This window comes from Chroococcidiopsis sp. CCNUC1 (genome assembly GCF_023546805.1).
Taxonomy (GTDB): Bacteria; Cyanobacteriota; Cyanobacteriia; order Cyanobacteriales; family Chroococcidiopsidaceae; genus Chroococcidiopsis; species Chroococcidiopsis thermalis.
Window position 1 is genome coordinate 4,979,490 of sequence record NZ_CP097480.1, and the last position, 14,520, is coordinate 4,994,009.

General features: G+C 45.6%; 11 protein-coding genes. 7 read left to right on the plus strand and 4 right to left on the minus strand.

All coding sequences use genetic code 11. The features are described from left to right. The first annotated feature begins 74 nt into the window (after window positions 1–74). Both coaD and M5J74_RS22975 read left to right on the plus strand, forming a co-directional pair. Window positions 75–563: a pantetheine-phosphate adenylyltransferase gene (coaD, locus tag M5J74_RS22970; protein WP_015156330.1), complete on the plus strand. Its 489-nt coding sequence runs from the start codon at window positions 75–77 to the stop codon at window positions 561–563. Next, window positions 536–1,186 carry a DivIVA domain-containing protein gene (locus tag M5J74_RS22975; protein WP_250013351.1) on the plus strand — a complete coding sequence of 217 codons (651 nt, stop codon included), beginning with the start codon at window positions 536–538 and terminating at the stop codon, window positions 1,184–1,186. The genes coaD and M5J74_RS22975 overlap by 28 nt, the downstream gene beginning before the upstream one ends. 72 nt (window positions 1,187–1,258) lie before the next feature. On the opposite strand, the gene M5J74_RS22980 is transcribed toward M5J74_RS22975, so the two are convergent. The 4 genes from M5J74_RS22980 to M5J74_RS22995 form a co-directional block, all read right to left on the minus strand. Further along, on the minus strand, window positions 1,259–2,332 hold the full coding sequence (locus M5J74_RS22980; protein WP_015156332.1) for an AI-2E family transporter: 1,074 nt from the start codon (window positions 2,330–2,332) through the stop codon (window positions 1,259–1,261). Next, complete coding sequence (gene cysS, locus M5J74_RS22985) at window positions 2,317–3,882, minus strand: cysteine--tRNA ligase (protein WP_250013353.1); 1,566 nt, start codon at window positions 3,880–3,882, stop codon at window positions 2,317–2,319. Before cysS ends, M5J74_RS22980 begins: the two co-directional genes overlap by 16 nt. A gap of 108 nt (window positions 3,883–3,990) precedes the next feature. Beyond that, complete coding sequence (locus M5J74_RS22990) at window positions 3,991–4,563, minus strand: Uma2 family endonuclease (protein WP_106171551.1); 573 nt, start codon at window positions 4,561–4,563, stop codon at window positions 3,991–3,993. Window positions 4,564–4,762: 199 nt separating this feature from the next. Then, window positions 4,763–6,145, minus strand: a complete 1,383-nt coding sequence (locus M5J74_RS22995; protein WP_015156334.1) for a GTP-binding protein — start codon at window positions 6,143–6,145, stop codon at window positions 4,763–4,765. A 328-nt stretch (window positions 6,146–6,473) separates the two neighbouring features. Between M5J74_RS22995 and M5J74_RS23000 the strand changes: the two genes are divergently transcribed. The 5 genes from M5J74_RS23000 (at window position 6,474) to nifJ (ending at window position 14,476) form a co-directional block, all read left to right on the plus strand. Further along, window positions 6,474–6,695 carry a DUF4327 family protein gene (locus tag M5J74_RS23000; RefSeq protein ID WP_015156335.1) on the plus strand — a complete coding sequence of 74 codons (222 nt, stop codon included), beginning with the start codon at window positions 6,474–6,476 and terminating at the stop codon, window positions 6,693–6,695. 204 nt (window positions 6,696–6,899) lie between these two features. After that, window positions 6,900–7,931, plus strand: a complete 1,032-nt coding sequence (locus M5J74_RS23005; protein ID WP_250013355.1) for a nitroreductase — start codon at window positions 6,900–6,902, stop codon at window positions 7,929–7,931. Between the two features lie 6 nt (window positions 7,932–7,937). Further along, window positions 7,938–10,301, plus strand: a complete 2,364-nt coding sequence (gene hypF / locus M5J74_RS23010) for a carbamoyltransferase HypF (protein WP_250013357.1) — start codon at window positions 7,938–7,940, stop codon at window positions 10,299–10,301. Window positions 10,302–10,320: 19 nt separating this feature from the next. Beyond that, window positions 10,321–10,551, plus strand: coding sequence for a HypC/HybG/HupF family hydrogenase formation chaperone (locus M5J74_RS23015; RefSeq protein WP_106169433.1), 231 nt, complete (start codon window positions 10,321–10,323; stop codon window positions 10,549–10,551). 118 nt (window positions 10,552–10,669) lie between these two features. Next, window positions 10,670–14,476, plus strand: coding sequence for a pyruvate:ferredoxin (flavodoxin) oxidoreductase (gene nifJ, locus M5J74_RS23020; protein ID WP_250013358.1), 3,807 nt, complete (start codon window positions 10,670–10,672; stop codon window positions 14,474–14,476). Window positions 14,477–14,520: the final 44 nt, after the last annotated feature.

Genomic DNA, 14,520 nt, shown 5'->3' on the forward strand with positions numbered 1-14,520 from the left:
GCTCCCCTGCTCCCTATTCCCTGATAACTGATAACTGATTTATAATTTTCCAGTAACTCTGAGGCTGTTGACTAGTGCTAGCCATTTATCCTGGTAGCTTCGATCCAATTACCTTGGGACATCTCGACATTATCGAACGCGGTTGTGAGCTATTCGATCGCTTAGTCGTTGCCGTGTTGCGCAATCCGAATAAAACACCTATGTTCACCGTGCAAGAACGGCTAGAACAAATTCGCCTCACCACTCGTCATTTACCTAATCTGGAAGTCGATAGTTTTGATGGTCTAACCGTCAATTACGCCCAAATGCGACAAGCTAAAGCTCTCATCCGTGGTTTACGAGCAATTTCAGACTTTGAAGCTGAATTACAGATGGCTCACATCAATAAAACGCTATCATCTGAAATTGAAACTGTTTTTTTGGCGACATCAAATGAGTACAGTTTTTTAAGTAGTAGTGTGGTGAAAGAGATCGCTAAATTTGGCGGTCCCATCGACCATCTAGTCCCACCGCACATTGCTCGGGATGTTTACCGATGCCAAGCCAAAACTCACCCAATCTAGAGCCTGAAGAGAATAGAGGCTTTCCGCCGCTAGCAGGTGCTGCCGATCTAGGTAGCGGAGAAATTCAGCAGGAATTGGCTCGGCTAGAAGAAATAATTCTTTCTAGTCCCCATATTCCTCTGACGCGCAGAACACTAGTAGATGAGGAGCAGTTGCTAGATCGAATCGATCTGATTCGATCGCTCCTACCAACTGTGTTACAACAAGCACAAGCGATCGTCGCGCAAAGACAAAACATTCTCTTGCAGGCAGAACAAGAAGCCAATGAAATTATTCAGACGGCACAGACACAAGCAGCCCAGATTGTCGAGCGGACGACTATCGTACAACAAGCTGACCTCTCAGCTAGGCAACTCCAGCAGCAAGTTCAACAAGAGTGCTTATTAGCGCAAGAAGAAAATCTGCAACAAATCGATCGCCTGCGTCAAGAAGCAGAACGGCAAATTGAGCGGATGCGGCAAGAGGCAATTATGGAGGCAGAGGATATTCTACGCGGTGCGGATGATTATGCCGATGCTGTCCTTAATAGCTTGGAGCAGCAGCTTACAGAAGCACTCCGCATCATCTACAACGGACGACGGCAGTTGCAACCAGATGAAACACAGCAGCGAAAATCCGCTTGAATCAGTTATCAGTTATCAGTTATCAGTTATCAGTTATCAGGGAGCAATTAATTCTGACTTATGACTTACGACTTACGACTTACCTATTGCTTTGCCTTCAGCTAATAATTTCGGTCGTAAATATAGGTTTTCTAATAGTACTGATGCTCCGGCAATCCAGGGTGGCACGATCACGGCTCCTAGAATACCAAGAACTTGAGTTCCCCCTAAAACCGCTAGTAGTTGATAGAGCGGATGGACTTGGACGGAGGAACCAACAAGTAGAGGATCTAGGACGTAGGTTTCTAGGTTCTGGACGACGATAAACAACAACAATACCCACAAAAACGTCCAGCCACCTTGGGAAATGGCGACAACTAAAGCCGGAATTACACCTAAGATGGGTCCGAGAAAAGGAATTAAATTGGTGAATCCAGCGATCGCTCCTAAAGCTAGGGCAAATTCTGATAAACCTAAAATACCCAAACCGATTGTAATGGCAACGGATAAAATTGCTGAAACCAAGACTCGACCTTGAATGTATCCTCCCATACGACGGGCGATTGGTTCGACTTGCTCGGCAAGGCGATCGTTCCACGGTTGGGGAAATAAATTGACTAAACCGGAAATTAAATTTTCCCTACCAGCAACCATATAGCCTGAAAGCAAGAACGCCAGAATTAAGTTAAATATTCCGCCTAAAATGCCGGTGGTGATGTCGTAGGAACTGACTAATAATTGTTGACCGGAGCGAATTATCCACCCCGTTAATGCTTGCAGGTCAAAAAACTGCTCGATTTCTGATTCAGTAATTCCCAATTTGAGCGCGAATTGTTCTACCAGTCCGACAAGATTGTCGATATAAAGCGGCAGTATTCTCACCAAAGTTTCGATCTGAGCGATCAGGGTAGGACCGACAAGTAAACCGACTCCAGTTAAGCCAGCCACTAAAGTGAGATACACGCCAATGACTGCCAGCCAACGAGGAAACCGCAATCTTTCTGCTATGTTGACAATAGGCGCGATCGCAGCTGCTAAAACAACAGCAATCATTAAAGTTACTAATAAGCCTCGGAGTTGCCACAACAAAATTGCCAAAAAGATAGTGGCAACGAGGAGCAGCAAGTTAGATACAGACAACAAAGGACGATTTAGTTGCGATGCCATCGCGTACCATCACGACTATCAATTACAGTGATTCCGCGAGCCTGTAGTTCGTCACGGATGCGGTCTGATTCGGCAAAATTTTTTGCTTTTCTAGCAGCTTGCCTTTGTTCGAGCATAGCTTCAATTTCTGGATCGCTTAAACCGTCATGAGTCGTAGTCTCAGCTTCTATTGTGACGGTAAATCCTAAAACCTCAGCTAAAGTTACCAAAGTATGCCACTGGCGTTGTAATTCCTTTGGTGGGGTTTCTGTCTTACCCTGATGTACCAACAGATTACCTTCCCGCGCCAATTCCTTTGCTAAGGGTTGCAACACAGCTAATCCATTCGGAAAGTTGAAATCGTCATTGACTGCCTCTTTAAACCTTTGTACTACTTCAGGAATGAGGGAGTCGGGAGTCGGGAGTCGGGAGTTGAGAGTCGGGTGAGTGGCTAGTGGCTGGTGGCTAGAATTGCTTCTTTGTCCCCCTTGTCCCCCTTGTCCCCCTTGTCCCCCTTGTCCCCCTTGTCCCCCTATCTCCTCGTTCCATCCCAGTTGCTCGCCATATTGATGTCCAAACAACAATCCCTCTCTGAGGGTGTGCCAACCATTGGTAGCCGCCGCGATCGCTTCGTCGGTAAAATCGATTGGTTTGCGGTAATGTGCTTGCAGGACGAATAACCTAACTGCCATCGGATCGGTGGGGCGATCGAGTAACTCGCGAATCGTGATAAAGTTGCCCAGGGATTTAGACATTTTTTCCCCGTTAACCTTCACCATCCCGTTGTGCATCCAGTAGTGAGAGAGGGATTTGCCTGTAACAGCTTCGCTTTGGGCGATTTCATTTTCGTGGTGGGGGAAAATTAAATCTGCGCCCCCTGCATGAATGTCGATCGTATCACCCAGGCGATCGCGCACCATTGCCGAACATTCAATGTGCCATCCAGGGCGACCTGCACCCCAAGGTGATTCCCATGCTGGCTCCCCTGGTTTAGCAGCTTTCCACAGGGCAAAATCAAATGGTTCTTGCTTTTTTCTTCCTTCTGGGTCTTCTGCGTCTACGCGCCCGCTAGCGCCTGCTTGCAAGTCTTCTAATTTGCGTCCCGACAACTTACCATATTCGGGAAACTGTTTGACAGCGTAGTAAACATCACCATCTGCGGGATAGGCATAGCCTTTTTGTTCTAATTCAAAAATTAGTCGTTGAATGCCGTTCATCGTGTGCGTGGCGCGGGGATAGGCATCTGCTTCTTTGACATTCAGCCGCGTCATATCCTCAAAATATGCTTGGATATAGCGTTCGGCTACGGCTTCCATTGAGGAATTTTCTTGACGGGCGCGGTTGAGAATTTTATCGTCAATATCAGTAAAATTCTGAATGTACGTGACTTCGTATCCGAGAAATTGCAGGTAGCGCCGCACGACATCCCAGATAATACAAGCGCGTGCATGACCCAAATGGCAATAGTCGTATACTGTTACGCCACAGTAGTACATTTTGACTTTGCCTGGTTCGACAGTCTCAAATGGTTCTTGATGACGAGTGAGAGTGTTGTAGATTGTCAGGGTCATAACAGGGCAACTATGTTTTTAGCGATCGCGCTTTTTGCACGATGGTCACTAAATCTCATGTTAAACCCTCAAGAGTCATTCATCTTCTGGTTTATGTATCCCATGCATTTACAAAATACCTTGTAAATCCAAAACGAACGCAGGTAGTATATCTTCTCCTGATAAGGTGGTGGGAGATAATAGCGCTTCTACTTCTCGTCCTTGACGATAAATCTCCACATATTGCTGTTTGGGGTCAATCAGCCAACCTAAGCGCACCCCATTTTCTATATACTCTCGCATCTTTGCCTGTAGGTCTTCGAGCAGATCGCTAGCTGACATCAGTTCGACAACAAAATCGGGGGCTAGAGGTAAAAACTTGTCTGGATTTGGATTTATTGCTTCAATTCGATCTCGTCTCACCCATGCAGCGTCAGGAGAACGGATCGCTTTATTAGGTAGGATAAAACCTGTAGATGAGTCAAAGGCAATGCTTATATTGTCACGTTTTGCCCAGAGTTCTAGTCTTGTTGATAGTTTAATATTACGGTTTCCAGTTCCCCAGCCCGTAGGTGGCATAATAATTATCTTTCCTGTTGCAGTGCGTTCAAACTTGAGATCTCGGTTTTGTTGACAAAGCTGAAAAAATTGCTCGTCGGTCAAGTCGATTACTGAATGTAAGTCTAGGGCGATGGTATTCATATACACAATCTCGAAACAATAATCTATTGCAAAATTCTAAATTGCGATCGCATAGATCTGGGGGCGGGTTTGTTAATCGTTTTTGACTCCGACAAAGATTTCAGATAAAACCCACCCCTACGATACATTTATCTGCGTTCGCCTACATTTATTAGGCTCTTATACATTTTTGACTTTTAACTTTTAACTTTTGACTTGCTTAACTCAAATGCTGCCCCAACTCTAACCGCAATCGATACAAAATTGTATTTGGCTCGACTTGAGATAAGATTTCTTGAATGACGGTACTTGCGCCAAATTGTCCCCAACTACAACCTTTTTCTAAATACACTTGGGCGGCTTTTCCGACAGCATAAGTACCGTAACCAGCAATTCCCCCTTGAGCGATCGCAGTTCCTGCAAATGCGGTAATATTGAACGGATTATCTCCAGAGGCGATCGCAGTCGCACTTTTGCCTAAGCCTAACAGCATTCCGCTACCTAATTCGCTCAATAGCAAACCACCGGAACTAAATAAAATTGTCCTCAACAATTTCGTAGCTTCAAACCCTGTCATTGGCAAATTATATAACTTAGCCAAAGCACGAATTAGGGCGAGATCGGCAACAAATCCGCCTAAAACGTCAAGTACAGCGATGGGGTTGAGTCCGACAGCTAAAGCTTTGTATTTGGTATATTGCCAAATTAAATCTTCCGCCGCTTCATGAAGACGATCTAGAGTTTTACCTGCGATCGCAGCTTCTGCATCTTTGACTTGTAGTAAAGCATTTAAAGCCAGTAGCGATCGCCCTTCGCGATTGAGTACGTGTAAAATCTTTTGCTGTAACTCTGCAATTTGAGGTGGTGGTGTTTCCCACTCGTAAACAACTTGTCCGTCAGGGTATTCTACCCGCACTTCTTCGGCTGCTGGTTCCGCCGCCACCATAACAATTTCATCGCTAGACAAAAGTTGCTGTAAGCGTCTTGCTGTCGGACTACCAGCCCCTAATTGTTGGAGATTTTTATAGATTGCTTCCCTGTCTGTTTCAGGATATAAATCAATTTTATTGAAGACTAAAATTAGCGGTTTTTGTGCTTGCCGTAGTTCGCAAAGTGCTTGATATTCAGTACGGGTAATATCGCCAGCGACGACAAATAAAATTAAGTCAGCTTGTCGCGCTACATCCTTTGCCATTTGCGCCCTAGCTTGACCTTCAATTTCATCCAATCCTGGTGTATCGATTAATTCAATCTGTACTTTTCCGCCTGGATTCCATCGCACGGAACGGGGATATTGAGTCACACCGTGTAGGGGACCCGTGGGTAAAATTTTCTGCCCGACTAAGGCATTGAGAACCGCTGATTTACCTCGACTCACCAATCCAAAAGCAGCGATACAAATGACATTCGTTTCTAATTTATTCAGCGTGGAAGTTAGGACTTCCAAGTCTGGTTTAACCAGCCCAGCCAATTCAAGCTTTGCAGGTTGTGGATTGGGTTTACGCAGATGTCCGTACCAAGATAGCGCTTGGCGGATACTTGCACGAGCGCGGTTGAGGTGAGATTCTTGGAGATCGATTCGCTTGGCTTGAGATTGAGTCAAGGTTGAGAGACTGCGGCAGGGTACAGATTTACTCTAGTGCGATCGCAGTTGGAATGGCAAATCGAACGGTTACACAAGGCGGATTTTCTCTATTTGGTTCTGCATGAATCCTCAAACGGTCTGGGAGAACGTTGAGTTACTCACAATTTCCTCAAATTTGCTTGCTAAGTTAAACCTATAACCAAACAAGATATGGTTTAAACCAACCTGATGCTATAGCAATTCCCAAGGGTTCTTACATCTTGGGTGTTAGCTGTTGACTGTTGATTGCTGAGTGTTAACTGTTAATCATTAACCGTTAACTCCTACTAGGTAGAAGGTAATTTGTATGAAAACCTCAGTTAAGTACGATATCAATGCTATCAAAGACGAAGCGCGTCAACTCGTTGATAAAGGACTTGTTGACCGTCACCAGCCAATTTATGCTTTGTGCAAATATATTCCAGGTCGTGAGTGGGTTTGCGTAGAAATTGAGCTAGAGGAAAATGATTTTTTGCTTAGGGATCGAATCATCGATTTATTAGGTCGTGAAGATTGGCAAGAAGACTAGAAAAGTCAAAAGTCAAAAGTTAAAAGTTAAAACTCGGTTTGATTAATACTTTTAGTATTAGTTTGAAAAGAGTTTGAATAGTTTTTTGAGATAGTTTAGAGACGAGTCGAATATAAAATCGACGTTGCAAACAGCAATAATTTATATTGCTAAAAAATAGTTAAGATTACCGAGCAAAATCATGAATGCTGCGAGGCGATCGCCATGTCTACAATATCCAATTTCTGGAACATTGAAGCAGCTGAATTTCCCCAATCTGGTACACCTACAGAGCAGCTCAAGTTTCTTTTAAACTATGCATTGCTAGCTCCTTCTGGGCATAATACTCAACCTTGGAATTTTAAAATTCAAGATGAAGCGATCGCGCTCTATGCTGACCGGACTCGCGCTTTGCCTGTTGTCGATCCTCAAGACCGGGAATTAATTATCAGCTGCGGTACGGCATTATTTAATCTTCGGATTGCTCTACGTCACTTTGGTTATACGGGCAAAATCTCAACTTTTCCAGAACCCAGTCAAGCAGACTTGTTAGCGACGATTCAGTTAGGCAAACCCACACAGGCTAGCGCTGACGAGCAAATGCTGTTTGAGGCAATTCCCCAAAGACACACGAATCGAAGAGATTATGAAAACCGGGATGTCCCCAAATCGATGCTGACATGGTTACAAGTAGATGCCGCTAGCGAAGGTGCGTGGTTGCACGTTGTGAAGGGAGATCTAACCCGTCAGGCGATCGCCGAATTAGTGGTACGAGGCGATCGCTGGCAAATGGCAAATCCCGACTTTCGCCGCGAATTAGCAGCTTGGATTCATCCAGGTAGCAGCTCCAGCCATGATGGTATACCTGGATATGCATATGGAGTGAATCAGTACTTAGATTTTGCTACACCTATTTTTGCTTGGGCAATGCGTACCCTCGATCTCGGAGATGCAATGGCTCATCATAACCGCCAACTCACAATCCAGTCTCCGGCAATTTTAGTGCTGGGTACAGAGCAAGATACTCCGAGAGATTGGCTGGCAGCGGGGCAAGCACTAGAGCGCGTACTGCTGCGAAGTCAAGCAGTAGGATTATCAGCATCCTTTTTAAATCAGCCGATTGAAGTGCCAACTTTGCGATCGCAACTGAGCAAATTAATCTACGCATCGGGCTATCCACAAATTCTGTTGCGTCTGGGTTTTGGTTCTGAGGTAAAACCAACAGCAAGGCGAGGAATCGATGAAGTTTTGCTATAAGACAAAATGTCAATCCTAAAACAACGTTTACACGTAACTATTCGGGGTGCTGTACAGGGAGTAGGCTTCCGTCCGTTTATCTACCGACTGGCAACAGAATTAGGACTTGTAGGATGGGTGAATAATTCTGCCCAAGGGGTTTTGGTTGACGTAGAAGGCACTCAAGCGCAATTGCAGAATTTTTTATTACGCATCGAGCAACAAAAGCCACCTCGTTCGATAATTCAAAGCTTAGAATCGAAATTTCTCGCTCCCATAGGCTACCAGCAGTTTGAGATTCGCACCAGTACGGGTGGTGAGAAATCAGCAACAATATTACCCGACCTTGCCACTTGCTCGGATTGTCTGCGCGAAATTTTCAATAAAAGCGATCGCCGTTACGGTTATCCTTTCACCAACTGTACTAACTGCGGTCCCCGCTTTAGCATTATTGAGGCTTTGCCCTACGATCGCACCAATACGACGATGAAAAAGTTTCAGATGTGCATTCATTGTCAGTCTGAGTATGAAAATCCATTAGATCGTCGCTTTCACGCCCAACCTAATGCCTGTCCTGAATGCGGACCCCAGCTGGAGTTATGGGAGCGAGATGGCAATGTTCTAGCATTACATCATCAAGCATTGATTCAAGCTGCTGCATCGATTTGTCAAGGAAAGATCGTTGCTATCAAGGGTTTGGGCGGGTTTCATCTGGTAGTAGACGCACGTAACGAAGCAGCCGTGCAAAAACTGCGCCGTTGCAAGCAGCGAGAGGCAAAACCCCTAGCCCTGATGTATCCATCGCTGGAATCGATTCAAGTACACTGTCAAGTTTCAGAATTGGAAGCAAAGCTGTTGCGATCGCCTCAAGCTCCAATTGTCCTGCTGCAACGGAAGCTAGCATCTCATGCGATTGCCCCCTCAGTTGCTCCTGGCAATCCCTACTTGGGCGTGATGTTGCCTTACACTCCTCTACATCACCTACTCATGGCTGAGTTGGGTTTTCCGATAGTCGCTACCAGTGGCAATTTAACAGATGAACCTATTTGTATTGATGAAAAAGAAGCACTGCAACGTCTGAGTAGCATTACTGAAGTTTTCCTCGTCCATAACCGACCGATCGCCCGTCCTGTAGATGATTCTGTCGTGTGCGTGATGATGGGAAGAGAAATGGTTTTACGTCGCGCCCGTGGCTATGCACCTTTGTCGATTCAGGGAGCTGGGAGCTGGGAGCTGGGAGCAGAGGAGCAACTACCAACTACCACACCCGACTCCCAACTCCTTACGGGCGCACAGCAGTGCGCCCCTAGCGACTCCCTTCTCGCAGTAGGGGCGCATCTCAAAAATACGATCGCGCTTTGTGTCAAAGAGCAAGTTTTTGTCAGTCAGCATATCGGAGATTTAGAAACAGTACCAGCAGTGAATGCTTTTGAACGGGCGATCGCGGATTTTCAACTACTTTATCAGACACAACCAGTGGCGATCGCCTGCGATCTTCATCCCGATTACCTCTCTACTCAATTTGCGCGTAATTCTGGGATGCCTGCGATTCCAGTACAACACCACTACGCTCACGTTCTCTCATGCATGGCTGAAAATAATTTAATTGGAATGCATGACTCTCAACCCGTCTTGGGTGTTGCTTGGGATGGCTCTGGTTATGGACTAGACGGTACAATTTGGGGCGGAGAATTTTTGCTCGTTACAGAAACATCATTTGAGCGAGTCGCCCATCTGCACACTTTTCGGCTGCCTGGGGGAGAAAAGGCGATTAAAGAGCCGAGACGAGTCGCAATTGGTTTGCTCTATGAGATTTTTGGAGACGAGGTGTTTGAGATGAAGCACCTAGTACCAGTGCAAGCTTTTAACGATCGCGAGTTGGGAATTTTGCAGACAATGCTGCAAAGAAATCTCAACACGCCAGTAACTTCTAGTATGGGACGGCTATTTGATGTGATCGCCTCAATTGTAGGATTGCGTCAACAAAACCAGTTTGAAGGACAAGCAGCAATGGAACTAGAGTTTGCGATCGCCGGATTTGATCTTGACGAGTGCTATAGCTTTGAGATTTTGGCAACGTCATCGCCTGCGATCGTTGACTGGCTAACGATGGTGCGAGGAATTTTAGTAGATATAGAATTTGGTTTATCAATTGCACAAATATCAACCAAGTTTCACAATACGCTAGTTGAGATCGTAGTTGCCGTAGCAAAATCTGTGGGTGAAGGGAAAATTATACTTACAGGCGGTTGTTTTCAAAATAAGTATTTAACTGAAAGAGCCATTAAAAGATTGCAAGCAGAAAATTTTTACCCTTACTGGCATCAACGCATTCCACCTAATGATGGGGGAATCGCGCTAGGACAAATTGTGGCAGCAACTTTTCATTAAGTAATAGGAAGGGACAGCCATGTGTTTAGCAGTTCCAGGAAAAATTATCAGTATTAATAACGAACAAGAACCATTGATGCAAACTGGAAAAGTTAGCTTTGGTGGAGTAATTAAAGAAGTCAGTCTTGCCTATGTTCCTGACGCAAAAGTAGATGACTATGTAATCGTTCATGTAGGTTTTGCTCTGAGCATTCTCGATTCGCAGGAAGCAGAAAGTACGTTGAATTATTTACAAGAAATGCAAAATTGAGCGATCGTTGGTTCCCCTTCTATTCTCCTCACAGGTTCCTCAAATTTTCCTTCTAACTTCAAGGTAGAGCCAAAACAGTCACTTGGTAATACTTTAGAAGCTTGCAAAGGTTGAAAAAATGAAAACAAAAACATTTGCAACCCTAGATGGTAATGAGGCAGTTGCTCAAGTTGCCTATCGCTTGAATGAAGTCATTGCCATTTACCCTATCACTCCCTCCTCCCCAATGGCTGAATGGGCTGATGCTTGGACAGCAGAAAGCAGGGCAAATATTTGGGGTAACGTTCCTGCCGTAGTCCAAATGCAGAGCGAGGGAGGTGTTGCTGGGGCGCTTCACGGTGCTTTACAGACAGGTTCGCTGACGACGACTTTCACAGCATCGCAGGGATTATTGTTGATGCTGCCAAATATGTACAAAATTGCCGGAGAACTGACACCGACAGTCTTTCACGTAGCAGCGCGATCGCTTGCTGCTCAAGCTTTATCTATTTTCGGCGATCATAGCGATGTGATGGCAGCACGGACAACCGGTTTTGCTTTGTTGTGTGCCGCATCAGTCCAAGAAGCTCACGATTTCGCCCTTATCGCCACAAGAGCAACATTAGAATCGCGAATTCCTTTCCTACATTTCTTCGATGGCTTCCGCACCTCGCATGAAATTACCAAAGTGGAACCGTTGCCAGAAGATGACATGCGATCGCTCATCCCCGACGAGCTAGTCTTTGCCCATCGCGCTCGCGCTTTAACTCCCGATCGCCCAGTGATTCGGGGTACAGCCCAAAATCCCGACGTTTACTTTCAAGCTAGAGAGACTGTCAATCCTTACTATCTAACTTGCCCAGACATTACCCAAAAGGTGATGGACGAGTTTGCTCAAATGACGGGGAGACAATATCAATTATTTGAATACCACGGCGATCCAGCAGCAGAGAGAGTTATTGTCTTAATGGGTTCCGGTTGCGAAGCCGTCCACGAAACTGTAGATTACCTTAATGCTAGTGGCGAAAAAGTAGGAGTCGTCAAAGTCCGACTCTATCGCCCCTTTGATGCCAAAAGATTTGTAGAAGCGTTACCTGTAACAGTCAAAGCGATCGCAGTTTTAGATCGCACCAAAGAACCAGGCGCAGCAGGTGAGCCGTTGTATCAGGATGTTGTTACCGCTGTGTGCGAATATGCAGAGCAGAGGAGACTAGGAGCAGACAAGGGAGACAAGGGAGACAAGGGAGACAAGGAAGCAATTCTAGCCACTAGTCACCAGCCACTAGCCACTTCCCCGACTCCCCAGATTATCGGTGGACGCTACGGCTTATCATCCAAAGAATTTACCCCAGCGATGGTTAAAGCAGTTTTCGATAACCTCGCGCTAGATCGACCTAAAAATCACTTTACCGTGGGCATCAACGATGATGTGACTCACACTAGTCTGCCATACGATCCTGAGTTTTCGATTGAATCAGAGCATGTAGTGCGAGCCATCTTTTATGGATTGGGTGCGGATGGCACTGTAGGAGCCAATAAGAATTCCATCAAAATTATTGGCGAACAGACAGAAAACTACGCTCAAGGCTATTTTGTCTACGATTCCAAAAAATCGGGTTCTGTGACAGTTTCTCATTTACGATTTGGAACGCAGCCGATTCGCTCCACGTATTTAGTCAATCGGGCTAACTTTGTTGCCTGTCATCAGTGGGAGTTTATTGAGAAATTTCCATTACTCAAAGAGATCGTCCCTGGTGGTACTTTCTTGCTCAACAGTCCCTACTCCGCAGATGAAGTTTGGAATTATTTACCGAGATCGCTCCAAGCTCAAATTATTCAAAAACATCTGAAATTTTATGTCATTAATGGCTACCAAGTTGCCCGCAACGCAGGGATGGGTGGCAGAATTAACACCGTTATGCAAGTTTGCTTCTTTGCTCTTTCTGGCGTGCTACCAAAAGATGAAGCGATCGCCCAAATTAAGCAATCCATCCGCAAAACCTACGGCAAGAAAGGTGATGAAATTGTCCAGATGAATATCCATGCAGTGGATGAAACCCTAGCACATCTCTATGAAGTTGATTATGGAGCGATGGTAAGAAGCAGTCAAGAAAACCAACTGCCAACTACCAACTACCAACTACCAATTCCCAATTCAGCCCCAGCTTTTGTCCGAGATGTTTTAGGAAAAATGATGGCGCGGGAGGGTGATGAGCTACCAGTGAGTGCCATGCCCGCAGACGGAACTTATCCCAGTGGAACATCGAAGTGGGAAAAACGCAATATTGCCCAGGAAATCCCAGTTTGGGATTCAGATGTATGCGTCCAGTGTGGTAAGTGCGTCATGGTGTGTCCCCACAGCGTGATTCGCAGTAAAGTTTACGAACCGCAGCAACTAGAAACTGCTCCAGCCACTTTTAAGAGTAGCAATGCTAGAGAGCATGATTGGCAAGGTTTGAAATTTACCATCCAAGTTGCACCGGAAGACTGTACGGGCTGTGGCATCTGCGTCGATGTTTGCCCAGCCAAAAACAAGTCACAACCAAAACTGAAAGCAATTAATATGCAACCGCAGCAACCATTGCGGGGAAAGGAAAGGGAAAACTGGAATTTCTTTTTAAATCTTCCCAGTCCCGATCGCACTCAATTGAAACTGCATAAGATTAATCAGCAGCAAATGCAAGAGCCGTTATTTGAATTTTCTGGTGCTTGTGCGGGTTGTGGAGAAACACCCTATCTAAAACTAGTTAGTCAATTATTTGGCGATCGCGCCGTCATTGCCAACGCCACTGGTTGTTCTTCGATCTACGGTGGTAACTTACCCACTACACCTTGGACGCACAACGCAGAGGGGCGGGGTCCTGCTTGGTCTAATTCCTTATTTGAGGATAATGCCGAATTTGGCTTGGGTTTTCGCGTTGCGATCGACAAACACACAGAAATTGCTAGCGAATTACTGCGCCTGCTAGCACCAGCAGTAGGTGAAGAACTAGCAACAAGCATCCTCACTGCCGAACAACAGGATGAAGCAGATATCTACGAACAGCGCCAAAGAGTTGAATTACTCAAACAAAAATTGGACGAATTATCAAATAGTCAGGGAGCCCAGGGAGCTGAGGAAGCCCAGGGAGCTGAGGAAGCCCAGGGAGCTGAGGGAGCCCAGGGAGCTGAGGGAGCTGAGGGAGCTGAGGAGGATGGGGGAGAAAATACCAATTACCAATTACCAACTACTAATTACCAATCTAAAATCCAAAATCTAAAATCACTTGCTGACTACTTAGTGAAAAAGAGCGTCTGGATTATTGGCGGTGATGGTTGGGCTTATGATATTGGCTTTGGTGGACTCGATCACGTCCTGGCAAGCAAACGTAATGTGAATATCCTCGTTCTCGATACAGAGGTTTATTCCAACACTGGCGGGCAAATGTCTAAAGCTACCCCCAAGGGAGCAGTAGCTAAATTTGCTGCTGGTGGTAAACCCGCACCCAAAAAAGACTTGGGTTTAATCGCCATGACTTACGGAAATGTCTACGTGGCAAGTGTAGCAATGGGCGCAAGAGACGAGCATACACTTAGAGCCTTTTTAGAAGCTGAAACTTACGAAGGTCCATCGTTGATTATTGCCTACAGCCATTGCATCGCTCACGGCATCAATATGGCAACAGCGATGCAAAATCAAAAGGCTGCGGTAGATTCAGGGCGCTGGCTGTTGTATCGTTTTAACCCTGACCGGATTCAGCAGGGAGAAAACCCACTCCAACTTGATTCCCACGCTCCGAAACTCCCAGTAGAGCAATATATGTATCTGGAAAACCGCTTCAAGATGTTGACCAAGAGCAAGCCAGAAGCAGCTAAGCAGTTATTAGCAGAGGCACAGCAAGATGTCAAGGCTCGTTGGCGCTTGTATGAATATCTAGCTGCGCGATCGCCTGAAACTATTCATTAGATCTCAAGTTCTTTTCCTAACTTCAAGGTTTTAGGAGGGAGACA

Bases quoted from the DNA above. Each gene is read 5' to 3' on its own strand.
- M5J74_RS22975 (WP_250013351.1), top strand. From the start codon at position 536: ATGCCAAGCCAAAACTCACCCAATCTAGAGCCTGAAGAGAATAGAGGC.
- M5J74_RS22980 (WP_015156332.1), bottom strand. From the start codon at position 2,332: ATGGCATCGCAACTAAATCGTCCTTTGTTGTCTGTATCTAACTTGCTG.
- cysS (WP_250013353.1), bottom strand. From the start codon at position 3,882: ATGACCCTGACAATCTACAACACTCTCACTCGTCATCAAGAACCATTT.
- M5J74_RS22990 (WP_106171551.1), bottom strand. From the start codon at position 4,563: ATGAATACCATCGCCCTAGACTTACATTCAGTAATCGACTTGACCGAC.
- M5J74_RS23000 (WP_015156335.1), top strand. From the start codon at position 6,474: ATGAAAACCTCAGTTAAGTACGATATCAATGCTATCAAAGACGAAGCG.
- M5J74_RS23005 (WP_250013355.1), top strand. From the start codon at position 6,900: ATGTCTACAATATCCAATTTCTGGAACATTGAAGCAGCTGAATTTCCC.
- hypF (WP_250013357.1), top strand. From the start codon at position 7,938: ATGTCAATCCTAAAACAACGTTTACACGTAACTATTCGGGGTGCTGTA.
- M5J74_RS23015 (WP_106169433.1), top strand. From the start codon at position 10,321: ATGTGTTTAGCAGTTCCAGGAAAAATTATCAGTATTAATAACGAACAA.
- nifJ (WP_250013358.1), top strand. From the start codon at position 10,670: ATGAAAACAAAAACATTTGCAACCCTAGATGGTAATGAGGCAGTTGCT.